Below are 20,836 nucleotides of genomic sequence, written 5' to 3'. Positions count from 1 at the left end.
GCCTTATCGCCGGCAGGCCAGCTCCCACAGGTACAGCGACAGCCTTTAGGCTTGTGGTATCCCCGTGGGAGCCGGCTTGCCGGCGATAAGGCCAGCACGGCCAGTACAAGAACCGACCCTGAGCGAGTTGCCCCATGCCCCGCCTGACCCACCTGCTGCCATTCCTCACCTGGCTACCCCGCCAATCGGGTCGCAGCCTGCGGCAGGACCTGCTGGTAGGCCTGAGCGGCGCCATCCTCGCCCTGCCGCAGTCAATCGCCTACGCCCTGATCGCCGGGCTGCCCGCCGAGTACGGCCTGTACGCCGCCATCATCCCCGTGCCGATCGCCTGCCTGTGGGGCTCGTCCTGGCACCTGATCTGCGGGCCCACGGCCGCCATCTCCATCGTCCTCTACGCCAGCATCAACCCCCTGGCCGTGGCCGGCAGCGCCGACTATGTGACCCTGGTACTGCTGCTGACCTTCCTCGGCGGCATCTTCCAGTTACTGCTGGGGCTGTTGCGCTTCGGTGCGCTGGTCAATTTCGTTTCCCACTCGGTGGTGCTGGGCTTCACCCTCGGCGCCGCCATCGTCATCGCCCTTGGGCAACTGCCGAACCTGCTGGGGATGGACCTACCGAGCCAGGCCACTGCATTGAAGACCGTGCAGGACCTGGCTGGGCACATGGGCGAAGTGGATCTGCCATCGCTGGCCCTGGGCCTGGCCACGCTGGTCATAGGTATTGCCCTGAAGCTGTGGCGCCCGCGCTGGCCAAGCCTGTTGATAAGCCTGCTGCTGGTCAGCCTGGTGGCTTGGCTATTACCCAGCGTGTTCGGCCACGTGCCCAGGGTGGCTGCGTTCACCGGGCAGCTCCCGCCCTTCAGCCCGCTGCCTCTGCTGGACGTGGAACTGATGCTGCGCCTGCTGCCCAGCGCTGTGGCGGTGGGCATGCTGGGGCTGGTCACCAGCCTGTCGATTGCCCGCTCGTTGTCGGCACGTTCGGAGCAATTGATCGACCCTGACCAGGAAATCCGCGCACAGGGCCTGTCGAACATCGGCGGCGCGTTTTTCTCCGGCTACCTGTCCGCAGGTTCCTTCACTCGCTCGGGCCTGAGCTACGATGCCGGCGCCCGCTCGCCACTGGCTGGGGTGTTCTCAGCCTTGTGGGTGGCGCTGTTCGCCGTGACCGGTGCGGGGCTGATCGCCCACCTGCCGATCCCGGCGATGGCGGGGAGCATCCTGCTGATCTGCTGGGGATTGGTAGACCATCGCGGCATTCGCGCGCTGTTCCGGGTCAGCCGCTCGGAGTTCCTGGTGATGGCACTGACGGCGGCGGCGACGTTGCTGCTGGAGTTGCAGACGGCGATTTATGCCGGGGTGCTGGCCTCATTGTTCTTTTACCTCAAGCGCACCTCACGGCCACGGGTGCAGCAAAGCCGGGAAGGGGAGGCGGACATCTTGCGGGTGGGCGGGTCGATCTTCTTTGGCGCGGCGCATTATCTGCAGGTGCGCCTTCAGCGCTGCCAGGGGCCACACGTGGTGATCGATGCGCGACAGGTGAACTTCATCGATTACTCGGGTGTGGATATGTTGCACCGCGAGGCGCGACGGCTGATGCGCAGTGGCGGGAGCCTGACGTTGCAGCGGGCAAGGCCGCAGGTGATGGAGGAGTTGCAGAAGCTGGAGGGGGTTGAACTGTGTCCCATTCGATTTGAGGAATGAGCTTTGAAATCCTGGGGCTGCTTTGCAGCCCTTTCGCTGCGGTTCGTCGCCACGACAAGCCAGCTCCCACATAGACCGCGCTTTGCTCAAGACTAGTGCGGTACCTGTGGGAGCTGGCTTGTCGTGCGACGAACCGCAGCGAAAAGGCCGCAAAGCGGCCCCAAAATCTCGAATTCAGCCGCGAGCTAGCTGCCGGCGCAGCTCATCCAGCACCGGCCCGGTCTCAGGCCGAACCCCACGCCAGATAAAGAACGCCTCGGCCGCTTGCTCAGCCAGCATCCCCAACCCATCCAGCACCTTGGCCGCACCCAGCTTGGTCGCCCACTGGCAGAACGGCGTCGGTTCCTTGCCGTACATCATGTCGTAGCAAACGGTACGCCCGGCTTCGATCAGGCTGTCGGCAATCGGCGGCAGCTCGCCAGCCAGGCTCGCCGAGGTGGCATTGATGATCACGTCCACCGGCTCCTGCAACCAGGCAAAACCGCTGGCCACCACCGGCCCCAGCTCATCGAACTCACGGGCCAACTGCTCGGCCTTCTCCACCGTGCGGTTGGCGATCACCAGCGACTGCGGCTTGTGCGCCAGGATCGGCTCCAGCACGCCACGCACCGCGCCGCCGGCACCAAGGATGAGGATGCGCTTGCCGGCCAGCTCGACCCCGGCGTTGACGGTGAGGTCGCGTACCAGCCCGGCGCCATCGGTGTTGTCGCCTTGCAACGTACCGTCGGCCAGCTTGCTCAAGGTGTTCACCGCGCCGGCACGCTTGGCACGTTGGGTGAGGCTGTCGCACAGGCGGTAGGCCTCTTCCTTGAACGGCACGGTGACGTTGGCGCCGCAGCCTTGCTTGAAGAAGCCACGGGCGCAGTCGCTGAACTCGTCCAGCGGCGCCAGCAGGGTGGCGTACTCCAGGTCCTCGCCGGTCTGGTCAGCGAACAGACGGTGGATCAGCGGCGATTTGCTGTGGCCGATGGGGTTACCGAAAACGACGTACTGGTCCATGGGTGATCCTCAGGTTTCCACAGGCTTACTGGGCGAGCCAGTCGCGGTCTTGCAGGAAGTACTCGGTCAGGCGCGCTTCTTCGCTGCCTGGTTCGGCTTTCCAATCGTAGCCCCAGCGCACTTGCGGTGGCAGCGACATCAGGATCGATTCGGTGCGGCCACCGGACTGCAGGCCGAACAGGGTGCCACGGTCGTAGACCAGGTTGAACTCGACGTAGCGGCCACGACGGTATTCCTGGAATTCGCGCTGGGCGGGGGTGTACGGGGTGCCCTTGCGGCGCTGGACGATCGGCAGGTAAGCCTCGACATAGGCGTCACCGATGGCGCGGATGAAGGCGAAGCAGGTATCGAAGTCCCACTCGTTCAGGTCATCGAAGAACAGGCCGCCGATGCCGCGCGGCTCGCCACGGTGCTTGAGGTGGAAGTAGCGGTCGCACCAGGCCTTGTAACGCGGGTACACGTCGGCACCGAACGGCGCGCAGGCCTGCTCGGCCACGCGGTGCCAGTGCACGCAGTCTTCTTCATTGCCGTAATAGGGGGTCAGGTCGAAACCGCCGCCGAACCACCATACTGCCTCTTCACCCTCTTTTTCGGCGATGAAGAACCGCACGTTGGCGTGGGAGGTCGGCACATGCGGGTTGTGCGGGTGGATCACCAGCGACACGCCCAGCGCCTCGAACCCACGGCCCGCCAGCTCCGGGCGGTGGGCACTGGCCGACGGCGGCAGGCCGCTGCCGAACACGTGGGAGAAGTTCACCCCGCCTTTCTCGATCACCTTGCCGTCGCCGATCACCCGCGTGCGACCGCCGCCGCCGGCATCGCGCACCCAGGCATCCTCGACGAAGCGGGCGCCGCCGTCTTCGGTCTCGAGGGCAGTGCAGATGCGGTCTTGCAGGTCGAGCAGGTAGGCTTTCACGGCCTCGGTGCGGCTGGTCATCGGGTCACCTGGAAGGAGCGGGGAAAATTCGCCGCGTAGCATACCACCGGCAAACCCCGCGCCGCAGTTGACGGCGATCAAGCAAAGGCGTCCGATAGGAGGCCTTTGCAGCCCCAATGACAGGAGTGTGTGATGGCCAAGCGTATTCAGTTCAGCCAGCATGGCGGCCCGGAAGTGTTGCAGTTGGTAGAGTTCGACCCGGCCCCGCCCGGCCCGCAGCAAGTGCGCGTGCGCAACCATGCGATCGGCCTGAACTTCATCGACACCTATTTCCGTGGCGGGCTGTATGCGCCGCCGTCGCTGCCTTCCGGGCTGGGTACCGAAGCGGCAGGGGTGGTCGAGGCGGTGGGCGAGGGCGTCAGCCGGATCAAGGTCGGCGACCGTGTGGCCTATGCCGGCGGGCCGCTGGGGGCCTACAGCGAGGTGCATACACTGCCGGAGGCCAACCTGGTCAAGCTGCCGGATGCGATCAGCTTCGAGCAGGCGGCGGCGGTGATGCTCAAGGGGCTGACCACGCAGTACCTGCTCAAGCAGACTTATGCCGTGCAGCCTGGGGATTTCGTGCTGTTCCATGCGGCTGCCGGTGGGGTGGGATCGCTGGCTTGTCAGTGGGCCAAGGCACTGGGGGCGAAGCTGATCGGTACTGTCAGTTCCGCCGAGAAGGCTGAGCGGGCCAAGGCGCTCGGAGCTTGGGCGACCATTGACTACAGCCATGAAGACGTGGCTAAACGCGTGCTGGAGCTGACCGACGATCAAAAGTGCGCAGTGGTGTATGACGGCGTGGGGGCCGATACCTGGCTGACCTCGCTTGATTGCCTCAGGCCGCGAGGGTTGATGGTGAGTTTCGGCAATGCGTCGGGGGCGGTGAGCGGGGTGAACCTGGGGATCCTGTCGCAGAAGGGCTCACTGTATGTGACCCGACCGACGCTGGGGAGCTATGCCAACAATGCCGAGAATACTCAGGCCATGGCAGATGACCTGTTCGCGATGATCGCCAGTGGCAAGCTGGTTGTGGATATCCAGCAGCGGTATCTATTGAGCGAGGCGGCCAAGGCGCAGACGGAGTTGTCGGCGCGGCGGACTGTCGGCTCGACTGTTCTTTTGCCTTGAGGTCCCTATCGCGGGGCAAGCCCGCTCCCACGCTGGATCGGCGTTGATCTCGTGGGAGCGGGCTTGCCCCGCGATTAAGATTTTTCAGTCGTAATGAAACCGGCACTGCAGCACCGTCAACTGGCCGCCCTCATACAGGTAGACCAGACGATGCTCTCGGGTGATGCGGCGAGACCAGAATCCGGAAAGATCACCCTTTAGGGGTTCAGGTTTGCCCGTTCCTTTGAAAGGCGTACGGCAGGACTCGCGGATCAGCACATTGATTGTCTCGAAGATCGCCGAATCAGCTTCCCGCCAATGGTGATAGTCGTCCCATCCCTCGGCAGTGAACGCAACGCTCACGGAATTCCGAGCCTCAGTCTTGTTGCGTTGCTTTGACTTCATGTTCATCGATGATCAGCTCTTGAGTAACTGGCTGACCCGACCGCAGCTGCTCGACTGATGAACGCAAGCGCCTTGCGTTGGCAGATGACCCTAGCAAGTAAAGGGTCTCCTGCATGCCGTTGTAATCCTCCAGGGACAGCATGACCACCGGCTCGCCACGTTGGCGCGTGATGATCGCCGGCTCGTGGTCACGGCATACGTCATCCATCGTTTGCTTCAGGTCGGCGCGAGCTTGGCTAAAAGTCAGTACATGCATTTGTCCAATCCTTCCCGGATTACAAAGGAGAGCTGAGCGAACATTGTACAAAGCTATGTACAAATCTCAACGACCCGCCGTCGGCGTCTTCATCACTCGGGATGGAGTGCTGCGCAAAGCAAAGGGAGATTACCGGCCCAAACCTTCAGCGGGAACGTGATTGGATCGGTGTGACACGTAGGGTATTTCCCTGTTTCTATTTCATCGCGGGGCACGTCGCAGCGGCGAACCGCCGCTCCCACGCCGATCTCTGGTCATGGCGTGGGAGCGGGCTTGCTCCGCGATTGCGTCAGTTCAGCCGGCGGAGTTCTTAGCCGCTGGCACCGACTCGAGGCCATCGAGCATCGCCTCCACCAATCCCTCCGCCATTTCCAGCGAATGCAGGCTCGACCAGTACATCCCGCGCCCCTCGTCACGCAGGTGGTCGAGTGCCTTGATGCCGGTGTCATAGGCGCAGCGCAGGTAAAGCGCTACGTGCACCAGCGCGTCGTGGGCTTCGATGTTGGGGTTTACGGTGAAGAGCGGTGGGTGGCCGGCATCGCAGCGACCGAAGGGGTGGGTGGAGGTATTGGGGAGGGGTGGGTCGGGGACGATCTTTTTCATCATGAGATCTCGCATCTAGGCCGGCACGCATCCGTTACCACACGGATGGGTGGCAGCTGCATACGGGGTGGTAAACCGGGAGAGATCTCAAAACCCGGCAGGCACGAGGCCTCCCGCATGCAGCCACCATAGACTGCGAAGATCTCTCCCAGCTCGGGTTACCACACCCGATCGCCAAGTTATTCGGCGACGGTCTGGAGCCTAGAGGCAGGCGTTCCCACTGAGAAGGTAATGGCAGTCGACAGACTGCGTAGGATAATTCTCTGAATTCGAGATGGGCAGCCTTGGGGATCAAGATCAGAAAATGCTGAAGCTAGCACCGCCCCTGTGGGAGCTGGCTTGCCAGCGATAGGGCCAGTTCAGGCAATGATGCTGCCCCTGCTGGCCTCATCGCTGGCAAGCCAGCTCCCACAAAGGTTACTCACAGGGCTTAAGTCTTCACCCCGGGCGCACAACCTCGCCGGTCGCCAGGTCCCGAATCAGGCTCGGATTCTTCCGCCCACCCAACGCCCCACCCAGCACCATGTCCAGCTGCTTGTGGAAATACTGCTCCACCCGCAACCGGCTCTTGGCCGCCGGGCGCCCGGCCGGGTTGCAGGACGTGGAAATCAATGGGCCCACCAGCGCGCACAGTTCACGCACCTGTGGGTGATCGCTGACCCGCAATGCCACGCTGTCATGCTGCCCGGTCACCCACTCGGGCAGCAGGTCCTGGTGCGGCACCAGCCAAGTGTTCGGCCCCGGCCAGGTGGCGGCCATGCGGTCGATCCAGTCCTGGGGGAAGTCTTCGAACAGGAAGTCGAACTGGTGGATGCTGTCGGCGACCAGGATCAGGCCTTTATCCACAGGGCGCGACTTGAGCGCCAGCAGGCGATACACCGCGTCCTCGTTCCACGGGTCGCAGCCCAGGCCCCAGACCGCTTCCGTCGGATAGGCGATCACCGCACCCGCCTTCACCTCACGCGCGGCTTGTTGCACACGCCAACTGCTCACCATTTCCGTCTCTCCGCATAAACGCCGTGTGCGCAGTGTACTTAGCCGGAACGGGCAAACCAACGCCCGGCTTCATTGCTGACCCGGCCCTCTAGCTCCAACTCGGTCAGGCTGGCCAGCACCTGGGCCAACGGCTGGCCGCTGCTGTGCGCCAAGCCCTCGCTGGTGTGGGGTGCGGCGTGGAGCAAGGCGAGCAGGGGATGGTCGGCTTTACCCACAGGCGCGCCCGGCAGGTTCTGCCAACCGCGCAGGCTGTCGAGGATCTGTTCCACGCTTTCCACCAACAGCGCACCATCGCGGATCAGCTGGTGGCAGCCCTTGGCGCCGGGGTGGTGGATCGAACCCGGAATGGCATACACCTCGCGCCCTTGTTCCGCGGCAAGGCGCGCGGTGATCAATGAGCCGCTGGCGATGCTCGCCTCGACCACCAGCACGCCGAGCGACAGCCCGCTGATGATGCGGTTGCGCCTGGGGAAATTACCGGCCAGCGGCCCGGCATCCAGCGGGTACTCGGAAACCAGCGCGCTGCCACTGTCGAGCATCGTCCGGGCAAGGTCACGGTGGCGCTGTGGATAAAGTTTTTGCAACCCCGTGCCGAGCACCCCAATAGTCTGCCCCCCGCCTTTCAGCGCGGCCCGATGAGCGGCACCGTCAACGCCCAGCGCCAGCCCGCTGGTGATGGTGAACCCGGCTTGCGCCAGGCAACGCGAAAACGCAGCCGCGGTATCCAGCGCCGGTGGTGAAGCACGCCTGCTACCCACAATCGCCAGCTGCGGATGCTCCAGCAAAGCGGGGTCACCGGCGACGAACAGCAGGGATGGCGGGTCATCGATTTCACTCAGCAATGCGGGGTAGCCAGGCCCGTCCCACATCAGCAAATGCTGGCCCGGGCGCTCTAACCAAGCCATTGCAGCCAATGCGCCGTCGCGCACCTCAGGGCTGCGACGGGCATCGATACTGGCGGCTGGCAACCCCAGCGCACGCCAGGCACTGGCCGGCGCACTGAGTGCCGATGAAGCATTGCCAAAGGCTTCGATCAGGGTAAGAAAGCGGCGCAGGCCGATGTCGGGGAGGCGATGCAGACGCAGCCGCGCCTCCAGTTCGGCAGGCGAGCAAGGCGACGAACGGAGAGTGCTCATGGGTGATCCTCCTTGATCGACAGGGGGCCATCGGCGTGGCACAACCTGTGGATAACTTTGTGGGTAATACTTTGAAAAGCTGTCTATTAAATGGCAGCTATCAAGCCCATAAAGACCCTAGCCGAGCTTTCACAGGTGCCTTGGCCACCGTTTCCCTTTATTATGTGTGCTCAGTTTTCAACCGACCGCACAGTGACTGCCTGACCGCCATGGCCATTTTGAACATTCTCGAATTTCCCGATCCGCGCCTGCGTACCATTGCCAAACCGGTAACGGTGTTTGACGACGCCTTGCGCCAGCTGATCGACGACATGTTCGAAACCATGTACGAGGCCCCGGGCATCGGCCTGGCGGCCACCCAGGTCAACGTGCACCAGCAAGTCGTGGTGATGGACCTGAGCGAAGATCGCAGCGAACCGCGCGTCTTCATCAACCCCAGCGTCGAAGAGCTGACCCACGACATGGGCCAGTACCAGGAAGGCTGCCTGTCGGTGCCGGGCTTCTACGAGAACGTCGACCGCCCGCTGCGCGTCCGGGTCAAGGCCCAAGACCGCGACGGCAAGCCGTACGAGCTGGAATGCGAAGGCCTGCTGGCGGTGTGCGTGCAGCATGAGTTCGATCACCTCAACGGCAAGCTGTTCGTCGACTACCTGTCGCAGCTCAAACGTGACCGGATCAAGAAGAAGCTGGAAAAGCAGCACCGCCAGCAAGCCTGATCCCCACCTTCCAGAAGGCTTGCTCCGGCAAGCCTTTTTCTTTTTCAAGAAGCGAGAACTCCATGCGCATCGTCTTCGCAGGCACTCCAGAGTTTGCCGCCGAACACCTCAAGGCTTTGCTCGACAGCCCGTACGAGATCGTGGCCGTCTACACCCAGCCCGACCGCCCGGCCGGGCGCGGCCAGAAGCTGATGCCGAGCGCGGTCAAGGCGCTGGCTGTGGCCCACGAAATCCCGGTGTACCAGCCGCAGACCCTGCGCAACGCCGACGCCCAGGCCGAGCTCGCCGCACTGAAGCCGGACCTGATGGTGGTGGTCGCCTACGGTCTGATCCTGCCGCAAGCTGTGCTGGATATCCCACGCCTGGGCTGCATCAACAGCCACGCCTCGCTGCTGCCGCGCTGGCGCGGCGCCGCGCCGATCCAGCGCGCCGTTGAAGCCGGCGACGCCGAGAGCGGCGTCACCGTGATGCGCATGGAAGCGGGCTTGGACACCGGCCCGATGCTGCTCAAGGTGGTCACCCCGATCAGCGCCGAGGACACCGGCGGTACCCTGCACGACCGCCTCGCCGCCATGGGCCCGGGCGCCGTGGTGCAGGCCATCGCCGGCTTGGCCGATGGCAGCCTGCAAGGTGAAGTGCAGGACGATGCCCTGGCCACCTACGCCCACAAGCTGAACAAGGACGAAGCGCGTATCGACTGGAGCCGCCCGGCCGTGGAGCTTGAGCGCCTGATCCGCGCCTTCAACCCCTGGCCGGTGTGTCACAGCACCCTGGACGGCGAAAGCGTGAAGGTACTGGCCGCCAACTTGTCCACAGCCCAGGGCGCCCCCGGCGAAATCCTGTCGGCCAGCAAAGATGGCCTGGTGGTCGCCTGCGGTGACCAGGCCCTGAGCCTGACCCGCCTGCAACTGCCGGGTGGCAAGGCCCTCAACTTCGCCGACCTGTTCAACAGCCGCCGCGAGAAATTCGCCAGTGGCAAGGTGCTCGGCCAATGAATCCACGCCTGGCTGCCGCCCGTGCCTTGGCCGCTGTGCTCAGCGGCAAGGCTTCGCTGAACAGCTCGCTGCCGGCGCAACTGGACAAGGTCGATGAGCGCGACCGTGGCCTGACCCAGGACCTGGCCTTCGGCACCGCCCGCTGGCAGCCGCGCCTGGACCTGCTGGCCGCGCAACTGTTGCAGAAGCCGTTCAAGGCCGCCGACGCCGATGTGCAGGCGCTGCTGCTGGTCGGTCTATACCAGCTGTTCTACAGCCGCATCCCGGCCCACGCCGCCATCGGCGAAACCGTCGGGTGTGCCGACAAGCTCAAGAAGCCTTGGGCAAAGGGCCTGCTCAACGCGGTGCTGCGCCGCGCCCAGCGTGAAGGGGAGGCACTGTTGGCCGACATGGAGCGCGACCCGGTGGTGCGCACCGCCCACCCGCGCTGGCTGCAGAAGTCGCTCAAGGCCTTCTGGCCTGAGCAGTGGGAGGCCATCTGCGCCGCCAACAACGCCCACCCGCCGATGATCCTGCGCATCAACCGCCGCCATCACAGCCGCGACGCTTATCTAGCGCTGCTGGCCGAGGCCGGTATCGGCGCCAGCGCCTGCCAGTACAGCCGTGACGGCATCGTCCTGGCCGAGGCTTGCGACGTGCGCGGCCTGCCAGGCTTCGCCGAAGGTTGGGTGAGCGTGCAGGACGAAGCCGCGCAGTTGTCCGCCGACCTGCTGGAACTGGCCCCCGGCCAGCGCGTGCTCGACGCCTGCTGTGCCCCGGGCGGCAAGACCTGCCACCTGCTTGAAGCCGAACCGGGCTTGGCGCACATGGTCGCCATCGACCTCGAGGCCAAGCGCCTGACCCGCGTGCGCGAGAACCTCGACCGCCTCAAGCTCGATGCCGAGCTGATCGCCTGCGACGCCCGCGACACCTCCAGCTGGTGGGACGGCAAGCCGTTCCAGCGCATCCTGCTCGACGCCCCGTGCTCGGCCACCGGCGTGATCCGCCGCCACCCGGACATCAAGCTGACCCGCCAGGCCGACGACATCCCGGCCCTGGCCGCGCTGCAAGGCGAGCTGCTCGACGCCCTGTGGCCGACCCTGGAAGTGGGCGGCATGCTGCTCTACGCCACCTGCTCGAGCCTGCCGACCGAGAATACCGAAGTGATCGACGCCTTCCTCGCCCGCACCCCCGGTGCCCGCGAGCTGGACCTGGCCACCGAGGCCGGTCTGCGCCAGCCCCACGGGCGCCAGCTACTGGCCCAGGAAGGCGGCCACGACGGCTTCTACTATGCCAAGCTGATCAAGATCGCCGCCTCGCGGTAAGCACAAGAACGTAGGGAGTAGTGGATGAAGATCATCATCCTCGGCGCAGGGCAGGTGGGCGGCACGCTGGCGGAACACCTGGCCAGCGAAGCCAATGACATCACCGTGGTCGATACCGATGGCGAGCGCCTGCGCGACCTCGGCGACCGCCTCGACATCCGCACCGTGCAAGGCCGCGCCTCGCTGCCGACGGTGTTGCGCCAGGCCGGCGCCGACGATGCCGACATGCTGGTGGCGGTGACCAACAGCGACGAGACCAACATGGTCGCCTGCCAGGTGGCGTACTCGCTGTTCCACACCCCGACCAAGATCGCCCGCGTGCGCGAGTCGGCCTACCTGACCCGCGAGGAACTGTTCGACAACGACCATATTCCGGTGGATGTGCTGATCAGCCCCGAGCAGGTGGTGACCAACTACATCAAGCGCCTGATCGAACACCCCGGCTCCCTGCAGGTGATCGACTTCGCCGAGGGCAAGGCCCAGCTGGTGGCGGTCCGGGCCTACTACGGCGGGCCGCTGGTCGGCCAGCAACTGCGCCAGATCCGCGCCCACATGCCCAACGTCGACACCCGCGTGGCGGCCATCTTCCGCCGCGACCGGCCGATCACCCCACAGGGTGACACGGTGATCGAAGCCGACGACGAGGTGTTCTTCATCGCAGCGAAAAAGGACATCCGCGCGGTGATGGGCGAACTGCGCCGCATCGACGAGAGCAACAAGCGCGTGGTCATCGCCGGTGGCGGGCAGATCGGCGAGCGCCTGGCCGAGGCCATCGAGAGCCGCTACCAGGTGAAGATCATCGAGATGAACCCGGCCCGTTGCCGCCAGCTCTCCGATACCCTGGAAAGCACCGTGGTGCTGCAGGGCAGCGCCTCGGACAAGGACCTGATGCTCGAAGAGAACATCGCCGACGCCGACATCTTCCTGGCCCTGACCAACGACGACGAGGCCAACATCATGGCGTCGCTGCTGGCCAAGCGCCTGGGCGCACGCAAGGTGATGACCATCATCAACAACCCGGCCTATGTCGACCTGGTGCAGGGCGGCGACATCGACATCGCCATCAGCCCGCAGTTGGCCACCATCGGTACCCTGCTGGCCCACGTGCGCCGTGGCGATATCGTCAGCGTGCATTCGCTGCGCCGCGGTGCGGCCGAGGCCATCGAAGCCGTGGCCCATGGCGATTCGAAGTCGAGCAAGGTGGTCGGCAAGGCCATCGAGGACATCAACCTGCCGCCGGGCACCACCATCGGCGCGATCATCCGCGAGGACGAAGTGATGATCGCCCACGACGACACGGTGATCGAGTCGGGCGACCATGTGATCCTGTTCGTTGTGGATAAAAAGCATATTCGGGACGTGGAGAAGCTGTTCCACGTGGGCTTGAGTTTCTTCTAGGAGGGAAGGGCATGCGTGAATCGCTGGAGAAGATGCTGGCCAAGGGTGTGGATAACCCGCTGCTGCGCTTTGGCTTGGGCAAGGCCTGGCTGGACGAGGGCAATGGCGCTGAGGCAGCAGTGCACCTGGCCAGCTGCGTGAAGCAGGACCCCAAGTATTCGGCGGCGTGGAAGCTGCTGGGCAAGGCATATCAGCTCAGCGGAGATCTGGCTGGCGCGCGCAAGGCCTGGGAAGAGGGGATAGTCGCGGCGCAGGCCCATGGCGACAAGCAGGCCGAGAAGGAGATGGCGGTGTTCTTGAAGAAGTTGAACAAGGTCTGATATTGCCGGGGCTGCTTTGCAGCCCTTTCGCTGCGGTTCGTCGCCACGACAAGCCAGCTCTCACAGAGATCAATGTGGGAGCTGGCTTGCCAGCGAGAGGGCGCAAAGCGCCCCCAAAAATCTCAGTACCAGCGCGCCTCACCCGCCGGGCGCTTCTTGAAGCGCTTCATGCTCCACATGTACTGGCTCGGGTACTCGCGCACATAACGCTCGACCACCTTGCTCATGGCCGCCGCCGATTCATTCACATCGGTGCTGTACATGGCCTCTGGCGCCGCCTCCAGGAACACCTTGAAGCCCGAGCCATCGGGCAGGCGCAGGGCGTGCAGGAACACCCCGACCGCCTTGCCACCGGCGAGCATGTTCGGCACGAACTTGCTGGTCAGCGCCTGGGTCCCCAGGAACGGCACGAACACCCCTGCCGACTCGGCAGGCTCCGGGTCGGCGGGAATCCCCACCTGACCACCCCGACGCACTTCCTTGATCACACTGAGAATGCCTTCCTTGGTCGAAGGCGCCACGCGGTTGCCCATCTGCACCCGCTGTTCACGCAGCAGGTCGTCCACAGCCTTCAGCTTGGGCGGGCGGTAGAAGATGATCGGTTTGCACTGGTTGCAATAGAAGTGGTTGAGCACTTCCCAGTTGCCCAGGTGGCTGGTGATGCCGACCACGCCCTTGCCCGAGGCCAGGGCCTGCTCCAGCACTTCCAGGCCGTGCACTTCCTTGACCAGGTCGAGCGAGCGCTGCGGCGGCCAGATCCAGGCGCAGGCGCTTTCGACGAACGACTTGCCGATGTCCTTGAGCGCGCGACCGACCAATTGCTCACGCTCGGCCGGGTCCATCTCCGGGAAGCATTTGGCCAGGTTGATGCGCACGACATTGCGCGAGCCGTTGGGGATTTTCCACATCAGCCAGCCGATACCGGCGCCGACGCGCTGCACGGCGCCCCAGGGCAGCTTGGCAAACAGGCGCAGCACCCCGACCATCAGGGCGCCCTTGAACTTTTCCACAGGCGAATTCCTTATTTCAGCAAGGCGCGCATTGTACCCCGTCAGCGCACCAGCGCGGCGTAGCGATCGCAGTCGGTGGTGTGGTCCATGACCATGCCGGTGGCCTGCATGAAGGCGTAGCAGATGGTCGGCCCGACGAAAGTGAAGCCAGCCTTCTGCAAGGCCTTGCTCATCGCCTTGGCCTCGTCGGTGACCGCCGGCACGTCGCCACGCCCCTGGAAATGGTTGATCTTCGGCGCGCCGCCGACGAACGACCATAGCCACTCGGCGGGGTTATCCACAGCCAGCCAGGCCTGGGCATTGCGGCGCACGGCCTTGAGCTTGAGGCGGTTGCGGATGATGCCGGCATCCAGCATAAGCTCCTCGATGCGTTCATCGCTGAGCTGCGACAGTTTCAGCGGATCGAAGCCGTGCAGCACCTCGCGATAGCGCTCGCGCTTCTTCAATACCGTGATCCACGACAACCCCGCCTGGAACCCTTCGAGCAAAAGCATCTCGAAGAGCAACGCCGGGTCGCGCTGCGGCGTTCCCCACTCGTGGTCGTGATAGGCCTGATACAACGGATCGTCGGAACACCAAAAGCAGCGTGGCATAAGGCTCCAATAACGTAGAGGGCGAGGCGAATCGGGTATACTCCCGCTCTTTACATCCGCATCCCCAGATACAGGTGAATTTCGTGAGCCAGCCTACGCCAGCCGTGCGTACCTTCCAAGACCTGATCCTCGCCCTGCAGAACTACTGGGCAGCTCAAGGTTGTGTGGTGCTTCAGCCCTACGATATGGAAGTAGGCGCCGGCACTTTCCACACCGCTACCTTCCTGCGTGCCGTGGGCCCGGAGACCTGGAACGCCGCCTATGTGCAGCCCAGCCGTCGCCCTGCCGACGGGCGGTATGGCGAAAACCCCAACCGCCTGCAGCACTACTATCAGTTCCAGGTGGTGCTCAAGCCAAACCCGGCGAACTTCCAGGAGCTGTACCTCGGCTCGCTGAAGGCCATCGGCATCGACCCGCTGGTTCACGACATTCGCTTCGTCGAAGACAACTGGGAATCGCCAACCCTCGGCGCCTGGGGCCTGGGCTGGGAAATCTGGCTGAATGGCATGGAGGTGACTCAGTTCACCTACTTCCAGCAAGTCGGCGGTATCGAGTGCTACCCGGTCACTGGTGAAATCACCTACGGCCTGGAGCGCCTGGCCATGTACATCCAGGGCGTGGACTCGGTCTACGATCTGGTGTGGGCCGACGGCCCGTTCGGCAAGGTCACCTATGGCGACGTGTTCCACCAGAACGAAGTGGAGCAGTCGACCTACAACTTCGAGCACGCCAACGTCGAGAAGCTGTTCGAACTGTTCGACTTCTACGAAAGCGAAGCGAACCGCCTGATCAAGCTGGACCTGCCGCTGCCGACCTACGAAATGGTCCTGAAGGCCTCGCACACCTTCAACCTGCTGGACGCCCGCCGCGCCATCTCGGTGACCGAGCGCCAGCGCTACATCCTGCGCGTACGTACCCTGGCCCGGGACGTGGCGCAAAGCTATCTGCAAGCTCGCGCACGCCTGGGCTTCCCGATGGCCACCCCTGAACTGCGTGACGAAGTGTTGGCTAAGCTGGAGGCTGCACAATGAGTGCTCAAGATTTCCTGGTTGAACTGGGCACCGAAGAGCTGCCACCCAAGGCCCTGGCCACGCTGGGCGATGCTTTCCTCGCCGGCATCGAGAAAGGCCTGCAGGCCGCCGGCCTGAACTACACCGGCAAGCAGGTCTACGCCGCGCCGCGCCGCCTGGCCGTGCTGATCCGCCAGCTGGATGTGCAGCAGCCGGACCGCAGCATCAACATCGACGGCCCGCCCGTGCAGGCCGCATTCAACGCCGAAGGCCAGCCGACCCAGGCCGCCCTGGGCTTCGCCAAGAAGTGCGGCGTCGAGCTGTCGGACATCGACCAGAGCGGCCCGAAGCTGCGCTTCTCCCAGCACATTCCGGGCAAGGCCACTGCCAGCCTGCTGCCAACCATCGTCGAGGATTCGCTCAACGACCTGCCGATCCCCAAGCGCATGCACTGGGGCGCCAGCCGTGAAGAGTTCGTGCGCCCGACCCAGTGGCTGGTGATGCTGCTGGGCGATCAGGTCGTCGACTGCACCATCCTGGCCCAGAAGGCCGGCCGCGAATCCCGTGGCCACCGCTTCCACTACCCGGAAAACGTACTCATCACCACCCCGGCCAACTACGTCGAGGACCTGCGCAAGGCCCACGTGCTTGCCGACTTTGCCGAGCGTCGCGAGCTGATCAGCAAGCGCACCGCGGAGCTGGCCATGCAGCAGGAAGGCACGGCCATCGTGCCGCCGGCGCTGCTGGACGAAGTAACCGCCCTGGTCGAGTGGCCGGTGCCGCTGGTTTGCTCGTTCGAGGAGCGTTTCCTCGAGGTGCCGCAGGAAGCGCTGATCACCACCATGCAGGACAACCAGAAGTACTTCTGCCTGCTGGATAGCGAAGGCAAGCTGCTGCCGCGCTTCATCACCGTGGCCAACGTCGAGAGCCGTGATCCCAAGCAGATCGTGCAGGGCAACGAGAAGGTCGTGCGCCCGCGCCTGACCGACGCCGAGTTCTTCTTCAAACAGGACAAGAAGCAGCCCCTGGAAAGCTTCAACGAGCGCCTGAAGAACGTGGTGTTCCAGGCTCAGCTGGGTACCGTGTTCGAAAAAGCCGAGCGCGTCTCCAAGCTGGCCGCCTTTATTGCCCCGTACATCGGTGGCAGCGCCGCCAACGCTGGTCGTGCCGGCCTGCTGTCGAAGTGCGACCTGGCCTCGGAAATGGTCGGCGAATTCCCTGAAATGCAGGGTATTGCCGGCTACTACTACGCCCTCAACGATGGCGAGCCGGAAGACGTCGCCCTGGCGCTGAACGAGCAGTACATGCCGCGCGGCGCTGGCGCCGAGCTGCCGCAGACCCTCACCGGTGCCGCCGTGGCCATCGCCGACAAGCTCGACACCCTGGTCGGCATCTTCGGCATCGGCATGCTGCCCACCGGCAGCAAGGACCCATACGCCCTGCGCCGAGCCGCCCTCGGCGTGCTGCGTATCCTGATCGAGAAGCAGCTCGACCTGGACCTTAATGTCGCGGTCGAGTTCGCGGTCAAGCAGTTCGGTGCCAAGGTCAAGGCCGCCGGCCTGTCCGAGCAGGTACTGGAGTTCGTCTTCGACCGCCTGCGCGCGCGCTATGAGGACGAAGGCATCGACGTCTCCACCTACCTGTCGGTGCGTGCCCTGAAGCCGGGCTCGGCGCTGGACTTCGACCAGCGCGTGCAGGCCGTGCAGGCCTTCCGCAAGCTGCCGGAAGCCGAAGCCCTGGCGGCGGCGAACAAGCGCGTTTCGAACCTGCTGGGCAAGGCCGAAGGCGCCATTGCCGATCAGGTCGAGCCGAAGTACTTCGACAACGCCAACGAGTTCTCCCTGTACTCGGCCATCCAGCAGGCCGACCAGGCCGTGCAACCGATGGCGGCCGCCCGCCAGTACAGCGAAGCCCTGGCCCGCCTGGCTGCCCTGCGTGACCCGGTCGACGCCTTCTTCGAGGCGGTGATGGTCAACGCCGAGGACGCCAAGGTACGCGCCAACCGTTATGCCCTGCTCAGCCGCCTGCGCGGTCTGTTCCTGGGCGTGGCCGATATCTCGCTGCTGGGGTGAGTCGTTGAAACTGCTGATTCTTGATCGAGACGGAGTGATCAACCACGACTCCGACGCCTACATCAAGTCGCTGGAGGAGTGGATCCCCATTCCCGGCTCGATCGAGGCCATCGCGCAGTTGAGCAAGGCGGGCTGGACGGTGGCTATTGCCACCAACCAGTCCGGCATTGCCCGCGGCTACTACCCGCTGCAAACCCTCGAGGCCATGCATGCGCGCCTGCGCGCGCTGGTGGCCGAGCAGGGCGGCGAGGTCGGCCTGATCGTGCATTGCCCGCACGGCCCGGACGAGGGCTGCGAATGCCGCAAACCCAAGCCCGGCATGCTGCGGACCATTGCCGAGCATTACCAGGTGCCCCTGGCCGGCGTGTGGTTCGTTGGCGACAGCAAAGGTGACCTGGAGGCGGCCTTGGCCGTCGATGCACAACCCGTGCTGGTAAAAACCGGCAAGGGCGAGAGGACCCTGGAAAAAGGCGTCCCGCAAACTACACTGATTTTCGACGATCTGGCAGCCATCGCCAGAGAACTTATTTAAATGAGTGCGCCAGGAACGGCGCACTTTTCATTAGGCGGGCACGCCCCGCAACGGTACATGCCACTATGTCGATCCTGCAGGCGATCAGAATCTTTCTTTTTTACCTGCTGTTGGGCACCAGTTCGCTGCTGTGGTGCTCGCTGAGCTTCTTCGTCGCGCCCTTCCTGCCGTTCCCCAAGCGCTACAAGTTCATCAACGTGTACTGGTGCCGCTGTGCGTTGTTTTTGGTGCGCACGATCCTGGGCATCGACTACAAGATCACCGGTGCCGAGAACGTGCCGAAAGTACCCTGCGTGATCCTGTCGAACCACCAGAGCACCTGGGAAACCTTCCTGCTCTCCGCGTATTTCTCGCCGCTTAGCCAGGTGCTCAAGCGCGAACTGCTGTACGTGCCGTTCTTCGGTTGGGCCATGGCCATGCTGCGGCCGATCGCCATCGATCGCAAGAACCCCAAGGAAGCGCTGCGCCAGGTCGCCAGCCAGGGCGACGAGCTGCTCAAGCAAGGCACCTGGGTGCTGATCTTCCCCGAAGGCACCCGCGTGCCCCATGGCCAGATCGGCAAGTTCTCCCGCGGCGGTACCGCCCTGGCGGTCAACGCCGGCCTGCCGGTACTGCCGATTGCACACAACGCCGGCAAGTTCTGGCCGCGTGAAGGCTGGGGCAAGCGCCCTGGAACTATCGAGGTGGTGATCGGTGAACCGATGTATGCAGTGGGCACTGGCCCACGTGCCATCGCCGAGCTGAACGACCGCGCCCAGGCCTGGAACGAAGCGACCCAGCGAGCCATGGGTTCACTGCCGCCGCTGGCGGAAAACCCGGAGCAGCAGCCAGCCTGACGATCTGTGGATAACTTGTTAGCAAGTTTTGCATGGATGATCGTGAATACATGCTAAGTGGTTGAATTAGCTGTTTATTTCCATGTATGACGTTTTTGCTAAAATCGTGCATAAGTTTTTTCGCGCTATAAAAAAACCGGCTTTTACGCCGGTTTTTTTGTGCTCGTTTGATGGTGGTACAGCGAGTACGTGGGAGCGGGCTTGCCCCGCGATGGATGGCACCGGCTGCGCCGGTATCGCGGGACAAGCCCGCTCCCACGCAGTGTCATCTGTACTGCCTAGACCTTGTCGATATCCACGTCCTTGGTCTCTTTCAGGCAGAAGATCCCCACCACCAGACTCACCCCGGTGATCAGCACCGGATACCACAGTCCATAGAAGATATCCCCGGTATACACCACCAACGCGAACGACACCGTTGGCAGGAAACCACCGAACCAGCCGTTGCCGATGTGATAGGGCAGGGACATCGAGGTATAGCGGATCCGCGTGGGGAACAGTTCGACCATTACCGCCGCCAGTGGCCCGTAGGTCATGGTGGCGATCAGGATCATGGCAACGATCAGCACCACCACCATCACCTGGTTCACATGCGCCGGGTCGGCCTTGGCCGGATAGCCAGCCGCTTCGATGGCGCTGCGCATGGCCGCCTCGTCGAAGCCGTTGATGGTCTTGTCACCGATGCTCACCTGCACTTCGCTGCCGGCAGCCTCGACCGAGCTGTAGGGCAGACCCTGTTTGACCAGGAAGGTCTTTACCTTGTCGCAGGGGCTGTCGAAACGGGCCTTGCCCACCGGGTCGAACTGGAAGGTGCAGCCTTGCGGGTTGGCGCTGACGACGATGGGCGCTTCCCGGCTGGCGGCGTCGATCTGCGGGTTGGCGTAATGGCTCAGCGCCTTGAACATCGGGAAGTAGCACACGGTGGCCAGCAGCAGGCCGACCATGAGGATTGGCTTGCGCCCGATACGGTCCGACAGCCAGCCGAAGAACACGAAGAACGGCGCGCCAATCACCACGCTGATGATCAACAGGGTATTGGCCTGTGCCGGGTCCATCTTGAGCATCTGGGTCATGAAGAACAGCACGTAGAACTGTGCGGTGTAGAAGGTCACAGCTTGCCCAGCGTTGATGCTGAACAGCGCGGTCAGGACCACCTTGAGGTTCGGCCAGGAGGTGAACGATTCGCGGATCGGCGACTTGCTTATCTTGCCCTGGGCTTTCATTTTCACGAACGCCGGCGACTCGTGCATGCTCATGCGGATCCAGGTGGAGATCGCCAGCAGGACAATCGATAGCAGGAACGGCAGACGCCAGCCCCAGGTCTCGAACTGATCGCCGCTGATGTAGCGACTGGCCAGGACCACGATCAACGACAACAGCAGGCCGAGCGTGGCGGTGGACTGGATGAAGCCGGTATGGAAACCGCGCTTGCCGGGCGGAGCGTGTTCGGCCACGTAAGTGGCCGCACCGCCGTATTCACCGCCCAGCGCCAGTCCCTGGAGCATGCGCAGTACCACGAGGATAATCGGCGCGGCGATACCGATGCTGGCATAGGTGGGCAGCAGACCGACGGCGAAGGTCGAGAGGCCCATCAGTACGATGGTCACCAGGAAGGTGTACTTGCGCCCGATCATGTCCCCCAGACGGCCGAACACCAAGGCGCCGAACGGGCGCACCAGGAAACCGGCGGCGAAGGCCATCAAGGCGAAGATGAAGGCGGTGGTGTCGTTGACGCCAGCAAAGAACTGCTTGCTGATCACCGCCGCCAAGGCGCCATAGAGAAAGAAGTCATACCACTCAAACACTGTCCCGAGGGATGACGCGAAAATGATCTTGCGTTCCTCACGGCGGCTCGGGCTGCTCGCCACCGCACCCTGTTCCTGGATGTAATCCGACATCGTTGCTGTCCTCGGCCCTTGGGGCCACAGT

General features: G+C 63.9%; 21 protein-coding genes. 11 read left to right on the top strand and 10 right to left on the bottom strand.

All coding sequences use genetic code 11. The annotated features are described in order from the left end of the window. Window positions 1-134: 134 nt before the first annotated feature. Window positions 135-1,700, top strand: coding sequence for a SulP family inorganic anion transporter (locus CCOS191_RS00160; RefSeq protein ID WP_046853589.1), 1,566 nt, complete (start codon window positions 135-137; stop codon window positions 1,698-1,700). 174 nt (window positions 1,701-1,874) lie between these two features. On the opposite strand, the gene aroE is transcribed toward CCOS191_RS00160, so the two are convergent. After that, entirely contained in the window at window positions 1,875-2,699 is an 825-nt protein-coding gene (aroE, locus tag CCOS191_RS00155) for a shikimate dehydrogenase (protein ID WP_046853588.1), read from the bottom strand. Window positions 2,700-2,724: 25 nt separating this feature from the next. Beyond that, window positions 2,725-3,636: an oxygen-dependent coproporphyrinogen oxidase gene (gene hemF / locus CCOS191_RS00150; protein WP_046853587.1), complete on the bottom strand. Its 912-nt coding sequence runs from the start codon at window positions 3,634-3,636 to the stop codon at window positions 2,725-2,727. 132 nt (window positions 3,637-3,768) lie between these two features. On the opposite strand from hemF, the gene CCOS191_RS00145 reads away from it, so the two are divergent. Then, a complete protein-coding gene (locus tag CCOS191_RS00145; protein ID WP_046853586.1) occupies window positions 3,769-4,746 on the top strand; it encodes an NADPH:quinone reductase in 978 nt (325 codons plus the stop codon). A gap of 84 nt (window positions 4,747-4,830) precedes the next feature. On the opposite strand, the gene CCOS191_RS26915 is transcribed toward CCOS191_RS00145, so the two are convergent. From CCOS191_RS26915 to dprA, 5 genes are all read right to left on the bottom strand, one after another. Continuing rightward, window positions 4,831-5,136, bottom strand: coding sequence for a Txe/YoeB family addiction module toxin (locus CCOS191_RS26915; RefSeq protein ID WP_082120336.1), 306 nt, complete (start codon window positions 5,134-5,136; stop codon window positions 4,831-4,833). Continuing rightward, window positions 5,102-5,386 carry a type II toxin-antitoxin system Phd/YefM family antitoxin gene (locus CCOS191_RS00140; protein ID WP_046853585.1) on the bottom strand — a complete coding sequence of 95 codons (285 nt, stop codon included), beginning with the start codon at window positions 5,384-5,386 and terminating at the stop codon, window positions 5,102-5,104. Before CCOS191_RS00140 ends, CCOS191_RS26915 begins: the two co-directional genes overlap by 35 nt. Before the next feature lie 294 nt (window positions 5,387-5,680). Beyond that, window positions 5,681-5,992, bottom strand: coding sequence for a hypothetical protein (locus CCOS191_RS00135; protein ID WP_046853584.1), 312 nt, complete (start codon window positions 5,990-5,992; stop codon window positions 5,681-5,683). 435 nt (window positions 5,993-6,427) lie between these two features. Beyond that, a complete protein-coding gene (locus CCOS191_RS00130) occupies window positions 6,428-6,985 on the bottom strand; it encodes an L-threonylcarbamoyladenylate synthase (RefSeq protein WP_038707096.1) in 558 nt (185 codons plus the stop codon). 38 nt (window positions 6,986-7,023) lie between these two features. Beyond that, window positions 7,024-8,121, bottom strand: a complete 1,098-nt coding sequence (gene dprA, locus CCOS191_RS00125; RefSeq protein ID WP_046853583.1) for a DNA-processing protein DprA — start codon at window positions 8,119-8,121, stop codon at window positions 7,024-7,026. A gap of 209 nt (window positions 8,122-8,330) precedes the next feature. On the opposite strand from dprA, the gene def reads away from it, so the two are divergent. From def to CCOS191_RS00100, 5 genes are all read left to right on the top strand, one after another. After that, window positions 8,331-8,837, top strand: coding sequence for a peptide deformylase (gene def, locus CCOS191_RS00120; protein WP_038707094.1), 507 nt, complete (start codon window positions 8,331-8,333; stop codon window positions 8,835-8,837). A 62-nt stretch (window positions 8,838-8,899) separates the two neighbouring features. Further along, complete coding sequence (gene fmt / locus CCOS191_RS00115; protein ID WP_046853582.1) at window positions 8,900-9,832, top strand: methionyl-tRNA formyltransferase; 933 nt, start codon at window positions 8,900-8,902, stop codon at window positions 9,830-9,832. Next, a complete protein-coding gene (gene rsmB / locus CCOS191_RS00110; RefSeq protein ID WP_046853581.1) occupies window positions 9,829-11,136 on the top strand; it encodes a 16S rRNA (cytosine(967)-C(5))-methyltransferase RsmB in 1,308 nt (435 codons plus the stop codon). The genes fmt and rsmB overlap by 4 nt, the downstream gene beginning before the upstream one ends. A 24-nt stretch (window positions 11,137-11,160) precedes the next feature. After that, a complete protein-coding gene (trkA, locus tag CCOS191_RS00105) occupies window positions 11,161-12,534 on the top strand; it encodes a Trk system potassium transporter TrkA (RefSeq protein ID WP_023629849.1) in 1,374 nt (457 codons plus the stop codon). A gap of 11 nt (window positions 12,535-12,545) precedes the next feature. Then, the gene (locus CCOS191_RS00100) at window positions 12,546-12,854 is read left to right on the top strand and encodes a tetratricopeptide repeat protein (protein ID WP_046853580.1); all 309 of its coding nucleotides are present in this window, start codon (window positions 12,546-12,548) and stop codon (window positions 12,852-12,854) included. Between the two features lie 122 nt (window positions 12,855-12,976). Here CCOS191_RS00100 and CCOS191_RS00095 read toward each other — a convergent pair whose 3' ends face one another. Together CCOS191_RS00095 and CCOS191_RS00090 are read right to left on the bottom strand one after the other, a co-directional pair. Then, window positions 12,977-13,864, bottom strand: a complete 888-nt coding sequence (locus tag CCOS191_RS00095) for a lysophospholipid acyltransferase (protein WP_023629851.1) — start codon at window positions 13,862-13,864, stop codon at window positions 12,977-12,979. Window positions 13,865-13,905: 41 nt separating this feature from the next. Next, window positions 13,906-14,457, bottom strand: coding sequence for a DNA-3-methyladenine glycosylase I (locus CCOS191_RS00090; protein ID WP_046853579.1), 552 nt, complete (start codon window positions 14,455-14,457; stop codon window positions 13,906-13,908). 83 nt (window positions 14,458-14,540) lie between these two features. On the opposite strand from CCOS191_RS00090, the gene glyQ reads away from it, so the two are divergent. From glyQ to CCOS191_RS00070, 4 genes are all read left to right on the top strand, one after another. Beyond that, window positions 14,541-15,488, top strand: a complete 948-nt coding sequence (glyQ, locus tag CCOS191_RS00085) for a glycine--tRNA ligase subunit alpha (protein WP_023629852.1) — start codon at window positions 14,541-14,543, stop codon at window positions 15,486-15,488. Further along, window positions 15,485-17,539: a glycine--tRNA ligase subunit beta gene (gene glyS, locus CCOS191_RS00080; protein WP_046853578.1), complete on the top strand. Its 2,055-nt coding sequence runs from the start codon at window positions 15,485-15,487 to the stop codon at window positions 17,537-17,539. Before glyQ ends, glyS begins: the two co-directional genes overlap by 4 nt. 4 nt (window positions 17,540-17,543) lie before the next feature. Beyond that, window positions 17,544-18,071 (top strand): D-glycero-beta-D-manno-heptose 1,7-bisphosphate 7-phosphatase, encoded by a 528-nt coding sequence (gene gmhB, locus CCOS191_RS00075; protein WP_046853577.1) that lies wholly within the window; start codon window positions 17,544-17,546, stop codon window positions 18,069-18,071. Between the two features lie 65 nt (window positions 18,072-18,136). Then, window positions 18,137-18,907, top strand: a complete 771-nt coding sequence (locus tag CCOS191_RS00070; protein WP_046853576.1) for a lysophospholipid acyltransferase family protein — start codon at window positions 18,137-18,139, stop codon at window positions 18,905-18,907. Window positions 18,908-19,185: 278 nt separating this feature from the next. Here CCOS191_RS00070 and CCOS191_RS00065 read toward each other — a convergent pair whose 3' ends face one another. Beyond that, entirely contained in the window at window positions 19,186-20,805 is a 1,620-nt protein-coding gene (locus tag CCOS191_RS00065) for an MFS transporter (protein ID WP_046853575.1), read from the bottom strand. Window positions 20,806-20,836 lie beyond the last annotated feature (31 nt).

Origin of the sequence: Pseudomonas sp. CCOS 191 (assembly GCF_001007005.1) — a bacterium.
Taxonomy (GTDB): Bacteria; Pseudomonadota; Gammaproteobacteria; order Pseudomonadales; family Pseudomonadaceae; genus Aquipseudomonas; species Aquipseudomonas soli.
Note: the sequence above shows the minus strand (reverse complement) of the source record. Positions and strands in the feature narration are given on the sequence as shown.

Coding starts and splice junctions, on each gene's coding strand:
- dprA (WP_046853583.1), bottom strand. CDS start 8,121: ATGAGCACTCTCCGTTCGTCGCCTTGCTCGCCTGCCGAACTGGAGGCG.
- CCOS191_RS00135 (WP_046853584.1), bottom strand. CDS start 5,992: ATGATGAAAAAGATCGTCCCCGACCCACCCCTCCCCAATACCTCCACC.
- aroE (WP_046853588.1), bottom strand. CDS start 2,699: ATGGACCAGTACGTCGTTTTCGGTAACCCCATCGGCCACAGCAAATCG.
- CCOS191_RS26915 (WP_082120336.1), bottom strand. CDS start 5,136: ATGAACATGAAGTCAAAGCAACGCAACAAGACTGAGGCTCGGAATTCC.
- trkA (WP_023629849.1), top strand. CDS start 11,161: ATGAAGATCATCATCCTCGGCGCAGGGCAGGTGGGCGGCACGCTGGCG.
- CCOS191_RS00145 (WP_046853586.1), top strand. CDS start 3,769: ATGGCCAAGCGTATTCAGTTCAGCCAGCATGGCGGCCCGGAAGTGTTG.
- CCOS191_RS00090 (WP_046853579.1), bottom strand. CDS start 14,457: ATGCCACGCTGCTTTTGGTGTTCCGACGATCCGTTGTATCAGGCCTAT.
- rsmB (WP_046853581.1), top strand. CDS start 9,829: ATGAATCCACGCCTGGCTGCCGCCCGTGCCTTGGCCGCTGTGCTCAGC.
- def (WP_038707094.1), top strand. CDS start 8,331: ATGGCCATTTTGAACATTCTCGAATTTCCCGATCCGCGCCTGCGTACC.
- hemF (WP_046853587.1), bottom strand. CDS start 3,636: ATGACCAGCCGCACCGAGGCCGTGAAAGCCTACCTGCTCGACCTGCAA.
- CCOS191_RS00065 (WP_046853575.1), bottom strand. CDS start 20,805: ATGTCGGATTACATCCAGGAACAGGGTGCGGTGGCGAGCAGCCCGAGC.
- fmt (WP_046853582.1), top strand. CDS start 8,900: ATGCGCATCGTCTTCGCAGGCACTCCAGAGTTTGCCGCCGAACACCTC.
- CCOS191_RS00070 (WP_046853576.1), top strand. CDS start 18,137: ATGTCGATCCTGCAGGCGATCAGAATCTTTCTTTTTTACCTGCTGTTG.
- CCOS191_RS00130 (WP_038707096.1), bottom strand. CDS start 6,985: ATGGTGAGCAGTTGGCGTGTGCAACAAGCCGCGCGTGAGGTGAAGGCG.
- CCOS191_RS00140 (WP_046853585.1), bottom strand. CDS start 5,386: ATGCATGTACTGACTTTTAGCCAAGCTCGCGCCGACCTGAAGCAAACG.
- CCOS191_RS00100 (WP_046853580.1), top strand. CDS start 12,546: ATGCGTGAATCGCTGGAGAAGATGCTGGCCAAGGGTGTGGATAACCCG.
- CCOS191_RS00160 (WP_046853589.1), top strand. CDS start 135: ATGCCCCGCCTGACCCACCTGCTGCCATTCCTCACCTGGCTACCCCGC.
- glyS (WP_046853578.1), top strand. CDS start 15,485: ATGAGTGCTCAAGATTTCCTGGTTGAACTGGGCACCGAAGAGCTGCCA.